Here is a 16,231-nt window from a genome sequence, read left to right as displayed (position 1 = left end):
CCTTAGTGTAATTCTGGCCAGAAATCACCATTGGCAACAATTAAATCATCTAATACTTCACGTGCTTTTGTTGCACTTGGTATCGTTCTAGATAATGTATAAGCTTGCCACACTTTTTGATAACTTCCTTCAATAAACCCTTCAACTAATAGTTTTTCCGATGAAGCCTGTTGGAACATTAGCGCTTGTTCGAACATTGGAATCTTTCCTTGAGCTAAGGGCTCTGGTCCTTTTGAACCAATAATACATGGAACTTCAACCATGACATCATCTGGGAAGTTGGCAATCGCCCCATTATTTTCAACAATCATAATCATTCGCTCATGAGTATTGAATGCGATCGCTCGCGCTAAATCCACAATAAAAGATGCGTGACTATCAATATGGAAGCCATTTTCTTTAGCTGTTCCAGCGGCAATAATTCCTTTTGCTGTATCAAAGACATCTTTTTCACGTCCAGCCATTACTTCGTTTGCACGGGTGAATTCTGGATTAGAATGTTCAACCATTTCATCTGGGAACAGGTAATATTGTAAGTATGTATTTGGCAAGAAGCGTGGCTCAACAGCGAATAAATCACGTGCTTTTTTATGTGTCTCTTGCCAGCTTGGGTCAGTATGTTGCGTATCAATCTCTACTTGGTTCAAGTATCCATTCTCTTTTACATAGGCTTTAACTTGTTCTGTGTAATCCGTTCCATCTTTTCCACGGATTGATGTCCACCAACCAAAGTGGTTTAAACCAAAGTAATCCACTTCTAATTCGTCTGGTGTCATGCCTAAGATTTGAGACATACGGCGTAACGTACCAACTGGCATATCACAAATATTTAAGACTTTAGATTCCGGCTTTAAGACGCGGCACGCTTCTGCTACGATTGATGCTGGGTTGGAGTAGTTTAACATCCAGCAATCTGGTGCATATTCTTCCATTAGGTCGATTAATTCAATCATGCCACCAATACTTCGCATACCGTAAGCCATTCCACCCGGTCCACATGTTTCTTGCCCGATTAAGTCATGCTTTAACGGTATTTTTTCATCTTGTTCACGCATTGCATATTTCCCTACTCGAATGTGTGCCATACAGAAATCCATACCGGTGAAAGCTTTCTCTGGATCTGTCGTATAAGCGAAATCAATATCTGGTGCTTCTTCTTTTAACATAATATCAATCGCTTCACCTAAAATCGCTTGACGCGCTTCATCATTATCATATAGATACAATCTTTCTAAGGGGAAGCGGTCGATATTTTCAAGTAACATTTTAACAATACCTGGCGTAAATGTACTTCCGCCTCCTGCAATAACAACTGAGAATTTCTTCATAATTTAATGACGTCCTTTCCTAATGACTAATCTTTTGAACTGAAGCCTAATACTTCATCAACTGATTTTCTAATTGATCCAACTTGAACCCCGTAAACTACTTGTACATTGTTCCCTTTGACAACAACTCCACTCGCTTGAGTTTCATTCTTCAACCCAGCTTCATCAACAAGTTCAGGATCTTTTAATACCGTTCGAAGTCTTGAATAACAATTCGTGACTGATTCGATATTATCTTTTCCACCTAACAACTCAACCACAGTAACTCCGATGCTTCCACGTTCTTGAGTAGCGACATCTACGTCATCTTCATGGCTAAGGTTCGTTTGCTTATCTAAATAATCTTTTTTTGAATATAATCTTGTCTCTGCTCCCTCAGTCTCACGTCCGATTGTCTTCAAGTCCATCATTTTAATTAAGAGTCTAAAGACAACAAAGTAGATGACAAAGAACACAAGTCCAACCAAGATATACATTGGCCAGCCCGTTTTTTCAATTCCCAAAGGTACGTTCATTAATAAGAAATCAATAAAACCATTAGGACCAATTGAACGGACATTGAATATGTTTAATACAACCATACTTAAGCCACTTAAAGCCGCATGCACAACATATAAAATGGGTGCGATAAACATGAATGAAAATTCAATTGGTTCAGTAACTCCAGCAATAAATGAAGTAAAGGCTGCCGGAATAAGAATAGCTTTCGCACGTTGTTTCTTATCTGGATCTGCTGTAACGTACATTGCCAGACACGCTCCGATTAGACCAAACATCTTCGAAATACCACGCGCGTCCCAGATAACACTTTCAGATAATTGACGTATTGACGGTTCAACCATCTCAGCATAATAAATATTACGAGACCCCTCGAATACAGCTTCCCCAATTACTTCAGTCCCACCAAGTGATGAATATAAGAATGGTGTATAAACTAAGTGATGTAAGCCTGTTGGGATAAGTAATCTTTCAAGAGCACCATATACGAACAGACCAAAGTTACCCGCATGTTGAATCCACCCACCAAGTGAATTAATACCACTTTGGAAGAACGGCCAGATGTAAGTCATCACAATCGCAAAAATAACCACGACAGGAATTAAAATTATAAATGCAAAACGTGTTCCACCATAAATATTAAAAGCATTATTGAATTCAATATCTGCATACTTGTTGAATACATATGCGATGATGACACCAAGTAGGATCCCAGCGAATACACCCATGTCTAAAACTTGAACCCCTAGAACGACACTCTGACCAGTTCCTCTTAAAGCTTCTGGATCAGCTAATGTTCCGTTAAGTTCCATAAATTTGTTCATAGCGTTAATGAAAACTAAAAATGCTAACATTGCAGTGAAACCAGCTTCACCTTTTTTATTATCAGCTAAACCAACCGCAATTCCGACACAGAATATGATACCTAAATTCTGTAGAATTGTTACTAATGATCCGGATATAATCGTTCCAAATCCGACGGTGTATGGATTATCTAGAAATGGTACCACCTCTAGTAAATTTGGATTCGTAAAGATATTCCCAATCGCAATCAACAAACCAGCTATCGGTAGAATCAAGACGGGGATGAACATTGCTTTTGAAAAACGTTGCATGACATCCATTATACTTTGCCCTTTGTTCATACATGAACCTCCTTTTTGTTTGTAAATATACACTACCATCAAAACGCTTTCATTAACATAGGGAAGGGCTTCTTAGGAATTTTTTCCAAAAAAAAGAAAAGTTTTTCTATAATTTAGAAAGACTTTTCAATAAGATACTCTAAATAGAGTAATAACATCGAATAAAATTGGGTGGAGTTAATATTATTTCGATCCAAAAACTGATTGTCATCAATCGTAAAAGCAATATCTGATAGCTTTGCGAGTGAATTATCACTGGAGTGGGTAAATGAAATAACACCTATACCTTTCTCTTTCGCAATCTCAGCTTTAGTATTCACGAGATCTGTTTCGCCACTTTTTGAAACACATATAATATCTGAAATACGATGTAAATTATTGAGAAATAAAGCATTTGTATCCGCCCCATTAGAGTAATAAACCAACTCGCCTTGCCCAAGTATTTTCTTATATAAATACTCTCCGATAATCCCTGAATATCCTGTTCCAATAATGTAAAGTGAACGGTCATCTTTTTTTGTCCGCTCGACAAAATCTAGTAAATTTTTTTCATTTTGTATAAATATCTTCTGAATACTCGTTGATAAGTCACCAATATAAGTATCCACTTCGCCGTCCACCGTCTTAACTTGCTGACGACTCAAGTGATAAATCATATCTGTAAATCCATCGAATCCAAGCTTCTTAGCTAATCGAAAAATTGTCGACTTAGAAGTAAACGTCTCGTCCGCTAACTTTTGAATCGTCAAATCTTTTAACAAAGTCTGATTATTGTCGATATACTTCAGGACAGTATTTTCAATATCGGTAAATTTTTTGTTCGTTGTATAATAATTATGTTTCAATATGGTATCCTTTCTAAAATGTAGTAGTTTATGATTCCGTTCATTTCATCTGTCTTTATTATACATCTAATTAGTTACTGCACCAAAAGTTACTTTGATATTAATTTACAGGTATTTTGAGAAAAATATTCTTATTATTGGCATTAATCCGTTTTATTTTATTTTACAAGGTAAGTTAACCATAAGTACCTATAAAAAAACCACAGTTTATCAGCTGTGGTTTTCTATCTCTACTAATTCTTCCGCATCCCACTCCGCCAATAATCGTAAGCCGTTTAAAATAACTAAGATGGTTGACCCTTCATGGAACACAACACCCATTGGCAAGTCGAGCGCACCAATAATATTTAATTTGACGAACTTTACAATCACTAAGTTTGAGAAAATGAATGATACACATTTCTCAGTCTCATCCTGTAAATAATTCAACAAAAATTCTTTTTTCTCAAGTTGATTAATAATTAAGTTTGGATCATATTGCGAGCCATTTGATAGCAACATGTTCAGTCAATACTGGTTCACCAAGTTCCAATTGACAGATAGACGTCGTTAAATTAACAGTCCCAAAATCACCAGTTGTTGACTTTTTTAAAGCCAAAACAAATCATTGACACTTTCTGTTTATTCACGTAATACGCAGTCGATTCACTTTTATAAACGTTATGGCTTTCAATTTATTGAGGAGAGTTTGGATGAAGAGACTCAGAGAAAGAATGGCTGATGACCTGGAAAGCGACATAGATTAACAAAGAACCCCCAATCAAACTCGCCGGATTTGGTTGAGAGTTATTTACTTTATTAAACTATCAATTCTTAAATTACCTTCTATCTAGATACTTTTTAATAAATCCAATTATCAAAGCGTTCACTAAAGCTGAGCCAAAAATTGTTGCAATCCAAATTGTTCTTGGTGAAGATCCACCAGCCATATAGCCGACAACTGCCCCTAAAGGAGAACCAATCCCTCCATAGAAATGAATATTTTGAGAAGCGATGATTCCTCCAGTCAAAGCAGATGTAAGTGTGTTAGAGATAATAAACCATGGATGAGTACCTATATATGGAAGTGCACCTTCTGAAACTCCCATAAATCCCATCATAAGTGTGGAAAAACCAGTAATCCTTTCTTGTTTTGTAAATTGATTTTTAAATATTATAGTCGCTAAAGCAATACCTATCGGAGCAACAGCAATTGCCGCTCCAGTTGCAGCTTGTGGAACTCCATTTACACCCAAAGGTCCATTACTTGCCATAGTATCGATAAATATGGCTGAAGATACTAGAGATGCCGTCTTATTTATAGGACCACCTAAATCAAAACCAATCATTCCACCTAAAATTGCTCCATAGATAATTGGAGCTGATGCATTTTTCTCAGTAATATCGTTTATGAATTGGTATAGTTCACTCATCCCAAAAGATAGCGGTTTGCCAATGATAAAGTAACTAATTATAAATGTTACTACTGTTGTAAAAAAAGGAATGAATATCATATGGACTGTTGACTCAACATAATTTGGCCATTGAATTTGATTCAAATACTTAACCAAACAACCTACTCCAAAGCCAATAATAATTGCACCAATAAAGCCTGCTCCTGATTCTGTATCTAATATACTTGGGTCATTAATTATATAACCACCCAGTAATGCAGGCGCAATTGCCATCACTCCACTTATAGAATAAGCAATCCCAGCTGCAAATACAGGAATCATTAAAGTAAACCCTAATTGACCAACTTGATATAATTTTGAAAATAACTCTCCCCAAGCTGTCTTGGGAAATTGCCAAATAACTACTTCGGGATTGACAGGACTTTGTTGAAAAGCCATTGCACTGGCTATAGCGATTATAAATCCAGAAGTAATCGTTATTGGAATCATATAAGTTAATCCCGCCATTAACAGATTCAAGAACCCTTTATTTTTTTGAGCTTCTATATCCACCACTCCTCGATTTATTGAATATAAATCGGGTTGGATACAAGCAGAAGATTTCCTTCAATTCCCTTAAGAGAAACAATACTCTCGCCATCCCAAATTTCTATTCTTATAAATTTTCTATTTTTTGTTGTCTTATTCATTTGAAGTTCTTTTATATTCTCTGTGATTCTAGTAATTTTTGTTTCTTTATCATCAATCACTTTAACAATATTTCCTTTATTCAAGTTATGAATAGTGATTGAAATATCTTCACCAGAATGTGTAGTTTGACCCATATAACTCCCATCACTTGCTCTCATATCAATCTTTGGTCCGTTCACATTATTAGTAATATAAACTGCACCTTCTTTTATCGCTTTTAAAATATCACTTCGACTCTTTGATTTAGAAAATATATGCGTAGTGGGTGAGCCGAGAGAATGAAACTGATCGAATCGATGAAAGTCACTTCCACCAATGACCGGCACTTGATTACCATTCACTAATTTTTGGTGCCACCACTCAATTGCTTTCAGATTTGCACGTGGATCTGAACCCCCATTAATAATTTCAACCGCATCATAATTCAATTCCATTGTCCATTTCCAAGGAACATTTGAACAGAATGGATGATTTATGACAAAGAGGGCTCCTATATCATTTCCTTTATTAATCATTTCTCTTAATTCTTCATCGGATGTTGTCACAAAAGAAGATGACAGAGGCGCATCAATATTAATAAAATTCCCATGACCATTATATTGTGTCCACTCTACTCCTGGTATCACAGTAAGCTGAGAATCAGAGAGATAGCTTGCTTCTGGATGGTAATTATTATGATCTGTTAGAATAATAAAATCCAGTTTCATGTCTTTTGCTACATTTACTAATGTTTGGCTAGTGAGTTGCCCATCAGATGCTTGCGTGTGCATATGTGTATCTCCTTTGAACCAACGATGTCTTTTTTCAGTTGTTTTAAATTCATATGTCACATCGATACCACCATCTGGAATTTTATAAGCTCCAATTAGTATAGTCCAAACACCTGCCATTTGTTTTAACTTTTCAAACCCGATAGAACTTTCCAATTCAGAGAAAAATAAATATTCTCGATCTGAGCCAGATGAGCCAAGAAATTGCTCATTAGGACCGATTATTGAGAAATCTATGACTGCATTTTCTTTTACAGAAATCTGATTATCTTCGACTATCTCTTTATAACGATTATAACTGTAATGAATTTCTAATTTCTCAATATCTTCGACTTGAATTTCTAATGGTATATATTTTCCTTCTTGCTGTTTTTGTAACCTGATTACTTTATTTTCCATTCTATCTCCTCTTTATGAAAACACCACACTCACATAGAGTGTGGTGTCAAATACCTTAACCTTTAACTGAGCCTATGATTGTTCCACTTACTAAGTATCTTTGTGCAAATATATATGCAATCAATAAGGGTATTGTTGATATAACTATAGCTGCCATAATTGCATTAGGTGGAACGAACTCACTTCCTGACACCGATGAACTATTAAAAACTAAATTACGTAAAACCATCGGTAATGTATACTTATCTTGGTCTGTTATGATAGTGACTGGTATCATTAAACTATTCCACTTGGAAACAAATGCTATAAAGCTAACAGTGGCTATACCCGGCTTGGATAGTGGTAAATAAATACGAGTAAATATTTTGAATTCCCCTGTATTATCAATTAATGCAGCTTCCGATAAACTCCTTGGTACGGATTCAAAATAATTATTTAATAATATGATACTCAATCCTGATACTAATCCATTAATGATAAGTCCTGAATAAGTATTTAGTAAATTTAAATTCTTATTCAAAGTATAAATTGATACTAAAGTTAATTCACCTGGTATCATCATAGTAATCATAATAAAACTGATAATTAGTCGCCTAAATGGTAAATCTTTTTTCATTAAAATATACGCTGTAATTGCTGACAGAAATGTCTGTAAAGCAGCTCCTACCACTGATACGAAAAGAGAATTTAAAAAAGGACTCCATAACTTAGCACGTTGCCATATATAAGAAAAACCTTCCGTAGAAAATTCTTTAGGAAAAATAGATATCCCAGGTGACATTGAAGCTTGTCGGCTTGAAAACGCAATTGATAAAACATTTAAAAATGGAACGATCATAGATAGCATTAAAATGATTAACATAATGATATTCAGAAATTTTAATGTTGGTGTTAATTGATTTCTATTACTCTTTGGTTGTTTTTTACTCAACTTAGAGGGACTAAAAAGCGCTGGTAATTTCATTATGATTCATCCCTTCTGTATAATATGTATCTTAGCCCTAACGTTACTACCCCAGTTAATAATAATACAATTACTGAGGCTGCTGTCGCAATTCCAACATCAAATGCCTGAATCCCATTCTCATATATGTATAATATTGGCGATCTAGTTTTTTCAATCACAGCAGGGTTTGCCATAACAAATATCTGATCAAAATTAGTAAATAATCCCATAATACTTAGAACTAAAACAGTTTTCATTGTAGAAACCATTTCTGGTAACACTAGGCGTCGAATTTGTTTCATTCGAGGAGCTCCATCTATTTGAGCTGCTTCAAATATATTTGGATTAGTTGCTACGATACTTGTTAAGAACAAGACAGCATAATAGCCAAGATCTTTCCAAACACCTGTTAAAATCATAATCCATCTACCATATTTCTGGTTTGATATAAATAGAATTGGCGATTCTTGTCCAAAAAATCCTAATATTCCATTTAATAGTCCGTTTGGACTGAGAATAAATATCCAAATACCACCCACGATTGTCCATGATAGTAAATATGGAATGTAAGTAGAAGTTTGAACAGTAGTCTTTTGCCATTTTGTCGTTAACTCATTAATACCAATAGCAATAGCCACACCACCAATAAATATTAAAATCCACTTTCCTAAACCAATAATTAAGGCATTCCAGATAGATTGAATAAATTTCGAATCATTTAAGACTTCTTGATAATTTTCCAATCCAACAAACACACTGTTGCCCGATAGTTTTACATCATTAAAACTTTGGACAATCCCCATAATGAGTGGTGTGTATGAAAAAACAATGAAATATAATAAGATTGGCAGAAGGATAATATAGATAAAACGATATTTTTTAATATTTTTCCATGTATTCTTCTTTTTCTTCATAACACACCCATCTCATTTCTTAATCAATAATACCAGCGTCTTGTAGATTAGCTTGCATTTGTGCTAATCCCTCTTCAACACTAATCTCACCAGATACAATTGCAATCGCACCTTGTCCAACGATTTCTAAATATTCAGGAGATTCTGGTAAATATGTTTCAGTTGATGCAAATTCTAAAAATTCCATTGCTTCATCTACACCAGGATTATGTTCTAATGGTGCTTCAAATTGCGATGAAATTGGGAATGGTGCACCGTGGTCCTTAGCATGTAATTCACCTTGTTCCGTAAGGACATACTCACCGTTTTCAAGGTTATAGTCATATCCTTCAGAACCTAATGATAGTAAGATTCCACCTTCTTGAGTGGCGAAAGTTTCAAGAACTTTCATTGCACCTTCAACATTGTCTGAAGTTGTAGGTACACCCCATAATGAGCCAGCTCCACGGTGCAGCATATACTCTCCATCTGGAGTAGTCGTTCCACCAAAAGGTACTGCTTCAAAATTGTCTGGGTAATCATCACCAGCATTAGCATTGTATAAACCAGTCCATGCTGCCCAATCAACTACTAATCCAGTTTGACTTGACTGGAATTTGTTTCTTAATTCAGCAGTGGTATCTGTTAAACTAGCTGGATCTAATAATTCTTCTTCGTATAATGTTCTTAACCATTCCCAAACAGGAGCCGATTCATCAGATACGATAGGTACAGTTTTATTTCCATTTTCATCTACAACAATACCAGTTTTCAATCCTTGACTTGCGAACCAAGGTTGTACATCATTTAGATCACTTAAAACAATATTAATTGGATAAAATCCTTGAATATCTATTTTTTCTTTCATTTCCGTAAATAAATTATAATATTCATCTAAAGTTTCTTCTTGTAATGGTTGAATATCGTACTCATTTAACAAGCCTTGGTTAATATTTGGTAAACGATGTACTTCTTTTTTATTGAAACCAGCATATATTTGTCCATCTAGAGCAATATTTTCCCATTCTTCTATAGGAATGATATTAGGATCAGAAAGTATTTCAGAACCTTCAACGTATTCTGTAATATCCATGATTCCCTCTTGCTCAACTAAGTCAGCCATAGAATCCTGACCGAAGTAAACTAAGTCTAATCCTTCTCCGCCATTTGCTAATTTTTGTAACATAACCGTTCCATAGTCATTCGCAGGTTTTTCCATATTAATAGTCAGACCAGTCAACTCTTCCAATTCAGCAACAAAAGCTTCCATATCTGCGTCGTCTTTACCACCTGTTACGTTTGTTAATATGTCAACTGTGCCATTATCTTGAGCAGAAACATGAAATGGTGTGAATAGAGCACCGATTAAAGATAAAACAATTCCTGATTTTTTAAGTAAATTCATTATTATTTCTCCTTTTATATTAAATTCTCGAGCCATTTTGTTTGTCAAATATATATAATTTTTCTGGATTAAATTTTAATTGATAATTATTATCACTTTGAAGTTTTGACGATTTATGTACTTTTACAATTAATTCACCTTGTGGTGTGTCAAAATATAGTAAATTTTCAGAACCTAAATACTCGATAAGCGCAGGTTTTAGCCCTGCTTGATCAATACTCAATTCAATTTCTTCAGGTCGAATCCCAACTATCACCTCCTTTCCAAAATAGTCATTAGCCCTTTCTAGTACGTTATTAGGTAATTGTATTTCTGCATTCCCTAATTCAATACTTCCAGATTCATTAAAATTACTCTTCATTAAATTCATTGAAGGAGTTCCGATAAAATTTGCTACAAAGGTATTTTTAGGCTCTCGATATATTTCTTCAGGTGTTCCAATTTGTTGAATAACTCCTCTGTTCATTACAACAATCTTGTCACCTAAGGTCATTGCTTCAATTTGATCATGTGTCACATAAATCATTGTCGCTTGTAATTTATTATGCAAATCAGATATCAATTTACGGGTTTGCACACGTAAACGGGCATCTAAATTCGATAAAGGCTCATCAAGAAGGAATAATTTTGGGTTCTTTACTAAAGCTCGTCCAAGTGCAACACGCTGACGTTGTCCACCAGACAATTGTTTTGGTAATCGTTCTTTTAAATCCCCTAATTCTAATACATTTAAAGATTGATCAATTTTTTCTTCAATATCGTTTTTTTTCATTTTGGAATTCTCTAATCCGAAACCCAAGTTATCTCCCACACTCATATGCGGATAAAGTGCATAGTCTTGAAAGACCATTGCAATTGCTCGTTTACTAACTTCCACCTCATTAATAACTCTCTCGTCTAATATTATTTCGCCTTCACTAATATCTTCTAAGCCTGCTATCATTCGTAATAAAGTTGATTTACCACAACCAGAGGGTCCAACAAATACAACTAATTCGCCTTCCTCTACTGTGAAATTTGCTTGTCTCACTGCATAGTTTTCTGTGTCCCGATTATCAAAGTAGACTTTTGATATGTTTTTAAATTCTAAGTAAGCCATATACCTCTCCCTTCACTCTCTCAATGAACCTTTAATTTTAATCTCACTTTTTACTATTTCTCTTTTGGAAATATCTTGATTATTTATTTTTTTAATTAGATTGGCAGCTATCTTCTCTCCCAATTCCTCTTCTTTTAAATCTACATATGACAAAGGAGGAGTAAAGAACTCACTGGATTCTAGACTCTCTGAAACTGCAATAATAGACAATTCCTCTGGAATACTTAACTGATTATCCATTGCAAATTTATACACCCCTTGTGCCATAAAATCATTATCTACAATGATTGTGTCAATATTATTTTCTTTCCATAATTCTGATAAAGTCTCATATGCAAATGTAGCCGGACTTAATCCTCTTTGATAATTAACATGAAGTGTTTGAATATCAAATTCTTTATTGTTTATAATTGCTTTAGAAAATCCTTGTTCTCTATCCCTAGAAACGGTCATATCTTCCGGTGCATTCATAAACAGAACACATTCTTTAATATTAGGGAGTAATAAATCCATTAATCTTTCCATTACTTTTTCGTTGTCATTATCTACGAAATATGAAGTTTCAATAATAAAATAATTAGGTCTCCCCAGCCAAATATGAGGGGTATCCACTATTTCTAAATCAGTTAATGTTGGGTTCATTTGGATTAATCCATCAATCGGAAAATACTCTTTTTCCTTTGCTGTATTTGGCATCAACAGCAAGTAATACCCTTCATCTGAGCAAACTTTTAATATCCCATTCGTTACTTTTTGTTGGAACATATTCATTGATCCAGTTGGAGAATCAAGTTGAATTCCAATGACTTGTGACTTGTTTGTCGCAAGTGTTTTTGCATAATAATTGCTTTTATAATTTATTTTTTCCGCTGCTTCAAGAACACGTTGAGTTACTTCCTCGCTGGTATACTTTGTATTATTAAACACGTGTGATACCGTGCTTTTGGATACTCCAGCCAGCTTTGCTACATCATTTATATTTGCCATATCTCACCTCAGAAAACCGGTTTTCTCAACAGATTTATATTAACAAAGGATTGTAAATATGATGTAATTTTTATGTAAATTTGAGTTTTAAATTGTAAAGAGTATGTAAATTTCACAGTTTTTATTGTAAAGATGATTATTTTGTAATTTAATATTACGACAGACAAGTCAAACAACCCCCAACCAAACTCAATAGATTTGGTTGGGGGCTCTTAATTTTTTGTCTCTACAAACGCTGCAACAACTTATTTCATTTTAAGTATAATTTTCCCTTTTGCTTTGCCTGTCTCGGAATAGTTTAGTGCGTCTTCTGCTTCTTCGAAAGGATATACTCGGTCGATGACTGATTTCACGGTACCTTCTTCTAATAATTTAGTAAGGGTTTCTAATTGCTTACCGTTATGTTCCATAAAGTAGAACATATAATCGACACCATATTCTTTTTCTAAGTTAGTTACTTTACGGCTAATAGTAGAAAATATTTTTCTCTTCACGAAACCAAAGCCCATTTTTTCAGCAAAAGCTTCATTAGGTGGTCCTGCGATGGATATAATGTCTCCACCTTTTTTCACGGACTTGAAAGATTTTTCTAACGTATCCCCGCCAATAGTGTCTAAGACCGCATCAAAGTCTTGAATGATATCATCAAAATTCTCTGTCTTATAATTAATCACTTGATCGGCTCCCATTGATTTGGCTAGATCAATGCCATCACTGGACGTCGTTGCGACATAGGCCCCCATTGCTTTGGCTAATTGGATCGCGAACGTTCCGACACCACCGGAGCCTGCATGGATGAGAATTTTGTCGTCTTTGTTTAAATTCAAAATATCGTTAAATACTTGATAAGATGTTAGGCCTACTAAAGGAATACCAGCTGCTTCTTCAAAACTTAAGTTCGTTGGTTTTAAAGCAATTTCTGCTTCATTTAGTGCAATGTATTCTGTGAATGTCCCCATCTTTTCTGAACGTGGTTTACCGTAAACTTCATCTCCAATATTAAATTTCGTGACGTTCTTCCCTTTTTCCACAACGGTACCACTGAAGTCATTACCCAACACGAGTGGCATATCGTATTCTAATAGTGCTTTTAACTCACCCTTTCGGATCTTACTATCTAAGGGATTAATACTTGCGGCGTGAATTTCGATGAAAACCTCTTCGTCATTGATTTGGGGCTTTGTTTGGTCAATGAATTTAGGGTCTTGATTATATGCTTCTATAGCGAATGCTTTCATTTTATAACGCTCCTTTATTATTGTTATTTGTTTTTAGAGCGGTCGTTCTAGAATATTAAAAATAGAAACCTAATCTAGCACTTTTAATACTAGATCGAGCATTCTTTCAAATTCTGCTTTCGAGTAATCTGCCTTAACTAATACTCTAAAGCCAACAAGATTATTATGAAGATATTGTGCAGTCAGCTGTGGATTTATATCCTCCTTGAATTCTCCATTAAGACGTCCTTTTTCCAGTAATTCTTCAAACATCCGTTCACTGTCTCTAAACATCTCTGTGACAATTTTCTTTATATCAGAATCGATCGAAGAAAGTTCTGTCGTCGTATTCACTGCGAGACAACCAACGGGAGAATCATTTAATTCCATGGAATTTAAGACATACCGAAAGATATTTCTGATGGCATCTTTTGTCGTTGGGGCAATCACAATGATTTCAGTGAATTTTTGGTGTACAAAGGATTCATAATATTCAAGGCTAGCTAAAAATAACTCATATTTATTCCCAAACGTATCATAGATACTTCTTCGGTGTATGCCCATCTGATTGACTAAATCTTGTAATGAGGTTTTTTCATAACCTTGCCCCCAAAAAAGATCCATTGCTTTTTTAAGTACTACTTTTTCTTCAAATTCTTTATTTCTAGCCACAGTATCTCCTTCTCCTTATAGTGTTATTTTCTAATAGATTTTAGAACGCTCATTCTAATATGAGTTTAAACTGTTTACAAACTAAAGTAAAGCTGAAGGCCTCTTAACGACATACGTCATTGGTATTACATTCAATGAATTTGTGATAATGTCCGCGGTTTCACACCTTTATCTGTGCATTTACTAAATTTTTCGATATTTTTGCGCCAAAACACGAACGTTCGCTAATTATTTCTTTCTCATTATTCGTTAATCTATTGAGTATTCTATGAGACTAGTTATAATCCATTAGTAGTTAATTTTTATTTTAATCAAGGAGGAATTATATTTGTCTTCTAAACAAATCCCGTACGTTATTATCACTCCGGGATTAATCCTTTTAGTTGTATTTTTAGTATTGCCTTTACTTTCAATCATTTGGCCGACGTTCTTTGATGGGGCCTTTACGTTTGAGTCGTACACGAATTTCTTCTCAAGCAGCTTTAACTTGAGTATCTTATGGCGAACGATTAAGTTATCGCTTATTGTGACGGTCCTAACGATTATTCTAGGTCTACCAACGGCTTACTATATCTCAAAAACAAGTAAACGCTGGCGCTCGCTTTTAATGGGCCTGGTTTTATTCCCATTACTGACAAACTCAGTCGTACGAAGCTTTGCTTGGATTAATATCTTAGGTACCAATGGTATTATTAATCAATTTCTATTAAGTACTGGGATCATCTCAGAACCTTTAAAGATGTTATATACAGAATTCGCCATTGTGATTGGTTCAGTTTATCTTTTCCTACCATTAATGATTACTACTTTAGTGGGAATCTTGGAGAATATTGATAGCGAAATGATTGAAGCCGCTGAAACGCTTGGTGCGAATCCCTTAGTCGCTTTTGTGAAAGTGATTTGGCCTTTAAGTATTCCTGGGGTCATTGTTGGAAGTATCTTAGTTTTCACTGGGTCATTCACGGCTTATACCACACCACAATTACTTGGTGGTAACCAAAACATGATGATGTCGACGTTTCTATACCAACAAGCAATGTCTTTAGGCAACTGGCAAAGTGCTGGAGTGATTGCCTTAATTATGATTGTGACAACAATGCTAGTAATGAGCCTATTCAATGGTCTCGCAAATCTAGTTGACCGACGAGGAGGTGATTTAAATGCGTAAACAATTTGGTTTGAAACTTTTCGTCATTCCAGTCTTTTTATTCCTATTTATCCCATTATTCATTATTATCGTCACTTCTTTCGGTGAGAATCCGACGATTCAGTTCCCGATTGAAGGTTTTACCTTAGATTGGTACGCCAATGTCTTTAGAACTGGTGGGTTCCTTTCGAGTTTCTGGTTAAGTTTACGAATTTCTTTCTTAGCAACAATCTTTGCTTTATTGATTGGAGTTCCGGCAGCTTATGCCTTATCTCGCTTTAACTTTCCAGGTCGTCAGGGGCTGAAGAGTTTCTTCCTGTCCCCAACGATTATTCCTGGTGTTGTGGTTGGTTTTGCGCTTTTCCAATTTATTGTGATTCGGATGCAAATTCCAATTTTCATTGGTTTGCTTTTAGGACATTTCTTAATTAGCTTGCCTTACATTATTCGTGTCGTGGGCTCAAGTTTAGAACAATTGGATATGTCCCTTGAAGAAGCAAGTTGGACTTTAGGTTGTACACGTTTGGAAGCCTTCTTTAAGATCGTTTTACCTAATATTACTTCAGGTATTTACGCTGCTTTTATGTTGGCCTTTATTAATTCATTCAACAACATACCGGTGTCACAATTTTTAACGGGTCCGGGCTTTACAGCCTTACCTACGAACTTAATGGGTTATATCGAATATAACTATGATCCAACGGTTTCGGCATTATCTGTTCTGTTAATGCTACTGACAATTATCTTAATGATTATTATTGAGAAGACTTTAGGTCTCGCTTCAATATCTTAATAA

At 35.0% G+C, this 16,231-nt stretch carries 15 protein-coding genes; 2 read left to right on the top strand and 13 right to left on the bottom strand.

The window, feature by feature from the left end:
• Positions 1-2: 2 nt before the first annotated feature.
• The 13 genes from HW423_RS01225 to HW423_RS01165 form a co-directional block, all read right to left on the bottom strand.
• Positions 3-1,328: a 6-phospho-alpha-glucosidase gene (locus HW423_RS01225; protein WP_218930133.1), complete on the bottom strand. Its 1,326-nt coding sequence runs from the start codon at positions 1,326-1,328 to the stop codon at positions 3-5.
• A gap of 26 nt (positions 1,329-1,354) precedes the next feature.
• On the bottom strand, positions 1,355-2,971 hold the full coding sequence (locus HW423_RS01220) for a PTS transporter subunit EIIC (RefSeq protein WP_235956198.1): 1,617 nt from the start codon (positions 2,969-2,971) through the stop codon (positions 1,355-1,357).
• 113 nt (positions 2,972-3,084) lie between these two features.
• Positions 3,085-3,816: a MurR/RpiR family transcriptional regulator gene (locus tag HW423_RS01215; protein WP_218930132.1), complete on the bottom strand. Its 732-nt coding sequence runs from the start codon at positions 3,814-3,816 to the stop codon at positions 3,085-3,087.
• 210 nt (positions 3,817-4,026) lie between these two features.
• Positions 4,027-4,317: a hypothetical protein gene (locus tag HW423_RS11475; RefSeq protein ID WP_218930178.1), complete on the bottom strand. Its 291-nt coding sequence runs from the start codon at positions 4,315-4,317 to the stop codon at positions 4,027-4,029.
• 317 nt (positions 4,318-4,634) lie between these two features.
• The gene (locus HW423_RS01205) at positions 4,635-5,762 is read right to left on the bottom strand and encodes a PTS fructose transporter subunit IIC (RefSeq protein WP_218930131.1); all 1,128 of its coding nucleotides are present in this window, start codon (positions 5,760-5,762) and stop codon (positions 4,635-4,637) included.
• Positions 5,763-5,773: 11 nt separating this feature from the next.
• Positions 5,774-7,069 (bottom strand): CehA/McbA family metallohydrolase, encoded by a 1,296-nt coding sequence (locus HW423_RS01200; protein ID WP_218930130.1) that lies wholly within the window; start codon positions 7,067-7,069, stop codon positions 5,774-5,776.
• A gap of 55 nt (positions 7,070-7,124) precedes the next feature.
• Entirely contained in the window at positions 7,125-8,033 is a 909-nt protein-coding gene (locus HW423_RS01195; protein ID WP_218930129.1) for a carbohydrate ABC transporter permease, read from the bottom strand.
• Positions 8,033-8,929, bottom strand: coding sequence for a carbohydrate ABC transporter permease (locus tag HW423_RS01190; protein WP_218930128.1), 897 nt, complete (start codon positions 8,927-8,929; stop codon positions 8,033-8,035). The genes HW423_RS01195 and HW423_RS01190 overlap by 1 nt, the downstream gene beginning before the upstream one ends.
• Positions 8,930-8,948: 19 nt before the next feature.
• The gene (locus tag HW423_RS01185) at positions 8,949-10,313 is read right to left on the bottom strand and encodes an ABC transporter substrate-binding protein (RefSeq protein ID WP_218930127.1); all 1,365 of its coding nucleotides are present in this window, start codon (positions 10,311-10,313) and stop codon (positions 8,949-8,951) included.
• A 19-nt stretch (positions 10,314-10,332) separates the two neighbouring features.
• Entirely contained in the window at positions 10,333-11,412 is a 1,080-nt protein-coding gene (locus tag HW423_RS01180; protein WP_218930126.1) for an ABC transporter ATP-binding protein, read from the bottom strand.
• 12 nt (positions 11,413-11,424) lie between these two features.
• Entirely contained in the window at positions 11,425-12,399 is a 975-nt protein-coding gene (locus HW423_RS01175) for a LacI family DNA-binding transcriptional regulator (RefSeq protein ID WP_218930125.1), read from the bottom strand.
• A gap of 245 nt (positions 12,400-12,644) precedes the next feature.
• Positions 12,645-13,637: an NADP-dependent oxidoreductase gene (locus HW423_RS01170; protein ID WP_218930124.1), complete on the bottom strand. Its 993-nt coding sequence runs from the start codon at positions 13,635-13,637 to the stop codon at positions 12,645-12,647.
• A gap of 69 nt (positions 13,638-13,706) precedes the next feature.
• Complete coding sequence (locus HW423_RS01165; protein WP_218930123.1) at positions 13,707-14,288, bottom strand: TetR/AcrR family transcriptional regulator; 582 nt, start codon at positions 14,286-14,288, stop codon at positions 13,707-13,709.
• A gap of 328 nt (positions 14,289-14,616) precedes the next feature.
• Between HW423_RS01165 and HW423_RS01160 the strand changes: the two genes are divergently transcribed.
• The gene (locus HW423_RS01160) at positions 14,617-15,456 is read left to right on the top strand and encodes an ABC transporter permease (protein ID WP_218930122.1); all 840 of its coding nucleotides are present in this window, start codon (positions 14,617-14,619) and stop codon (positions 15,454-15,456) included.
• On the top strand, positions 15,449-16,228 hold the full coding sequence (locus HW423_RS01155) for an ABC transporter permease (protein ID WP_218930121.1): 780 nt from the start codon (positions 15,449-15,451) through the stop codon (positions 16,226-16,228). Before HW423_RS01160 ends, HW423_RS01155 begins: the two co-directional genes overlap by 8 nt.
• Positions 16,229-16,231: the final 3 nt, after the last annotated feature.

It is taken from the genome of Ruoffia halotolerans (assembly GCF_014049385.1).
GTDB lineage: Bacteria > Bacillota > Bacilli > Lactobacillales > Aerococcaceae > Ruoffia > Ruoffia halotolerans.
Note: the sequence above shows the minus strand (reverse complement) of the source record. Positions and strands in the feature narration are given on the sequence as shown.

Bases quoted from the DNA above. Each gene is read 5' to 3' on its own strand.
- HW423_RS01225 (WP_218930133.1), bottom strand. From the start codon at position 1,328: ATGAAGAAATTCTCAGTTGTTATTGCAGGAGGCGGAAGTACATTTACG.
- HW423_RS01220 (WP_235956198.1), bottom strand. From the start codon at position 2,971: ATGAACAAAGGGCAAAGTATAATGGATGTCATGCAACGTTTTTCAAAA.
- HW423_RS11475 (WP_218930178.1), bottom strand. From the start codon at position 4,317: ATGTTGCTATCAAATGGCTCGCAATATGATCCAAACTTAATTATTAAT.
- HW423_RS01200 (WP_218930130.1), bottom strand. From the start codon at position 7,069: ATGGAAAATAAAGTAATCAGGTTACAAAAACAGCAAGAAGGAAAATAT.
- HW423_RS01195 (WP_218930129.1), bottom strand. From the start codon at position 8,033: ATGAAATTACCAGCGCTTTTTAGTCCCTCTAAGTTGAGTAAAAAACAA.
- HW423_RS01190 (WP_218930128.1), bottom strand. From the start codon at position 8,929: ATGAAGAAAAAGAAGAATACATGGAAAAATATTAAAAAATATCGTTTT.
- HW423_RS01185 (WP_218930127.1), bottom strand. From the start codon at position 10,313: ATGAATTTACTTAAAAAATCAGGAATTGTTTTATCTTTAATCGGTGCT.
- HW423_RS01180 (WP_218930126.1), bottom strand. From the start codon at position 11,412: ATGGCTTACTTAGAATTTAAAAACATATCAAAAGTCTACTTTGATAAT.
- HW423_RS01175 (WP_218930125.1), bottom strand. From the start codon at position 12,399: ATGGCAAATATAAATGATGTAGCAAAGCTGGCTGGAGTATCCAAAAGC.
- HW423_RS01170 (WP_218930124.1), bottom strand. From the start codon at position 13,637: ATGAAAGCATTCGCTATAGAAGCATATAATCAAGACCCTAAATTCATT.
- HW423_RS01155 (WP_218930121.1), top strand. From the start codon at position 15,449: ATGCGTAAACAATTTGGTTTGAAACTTTTCGTCATTCCAGTCTTTTTA.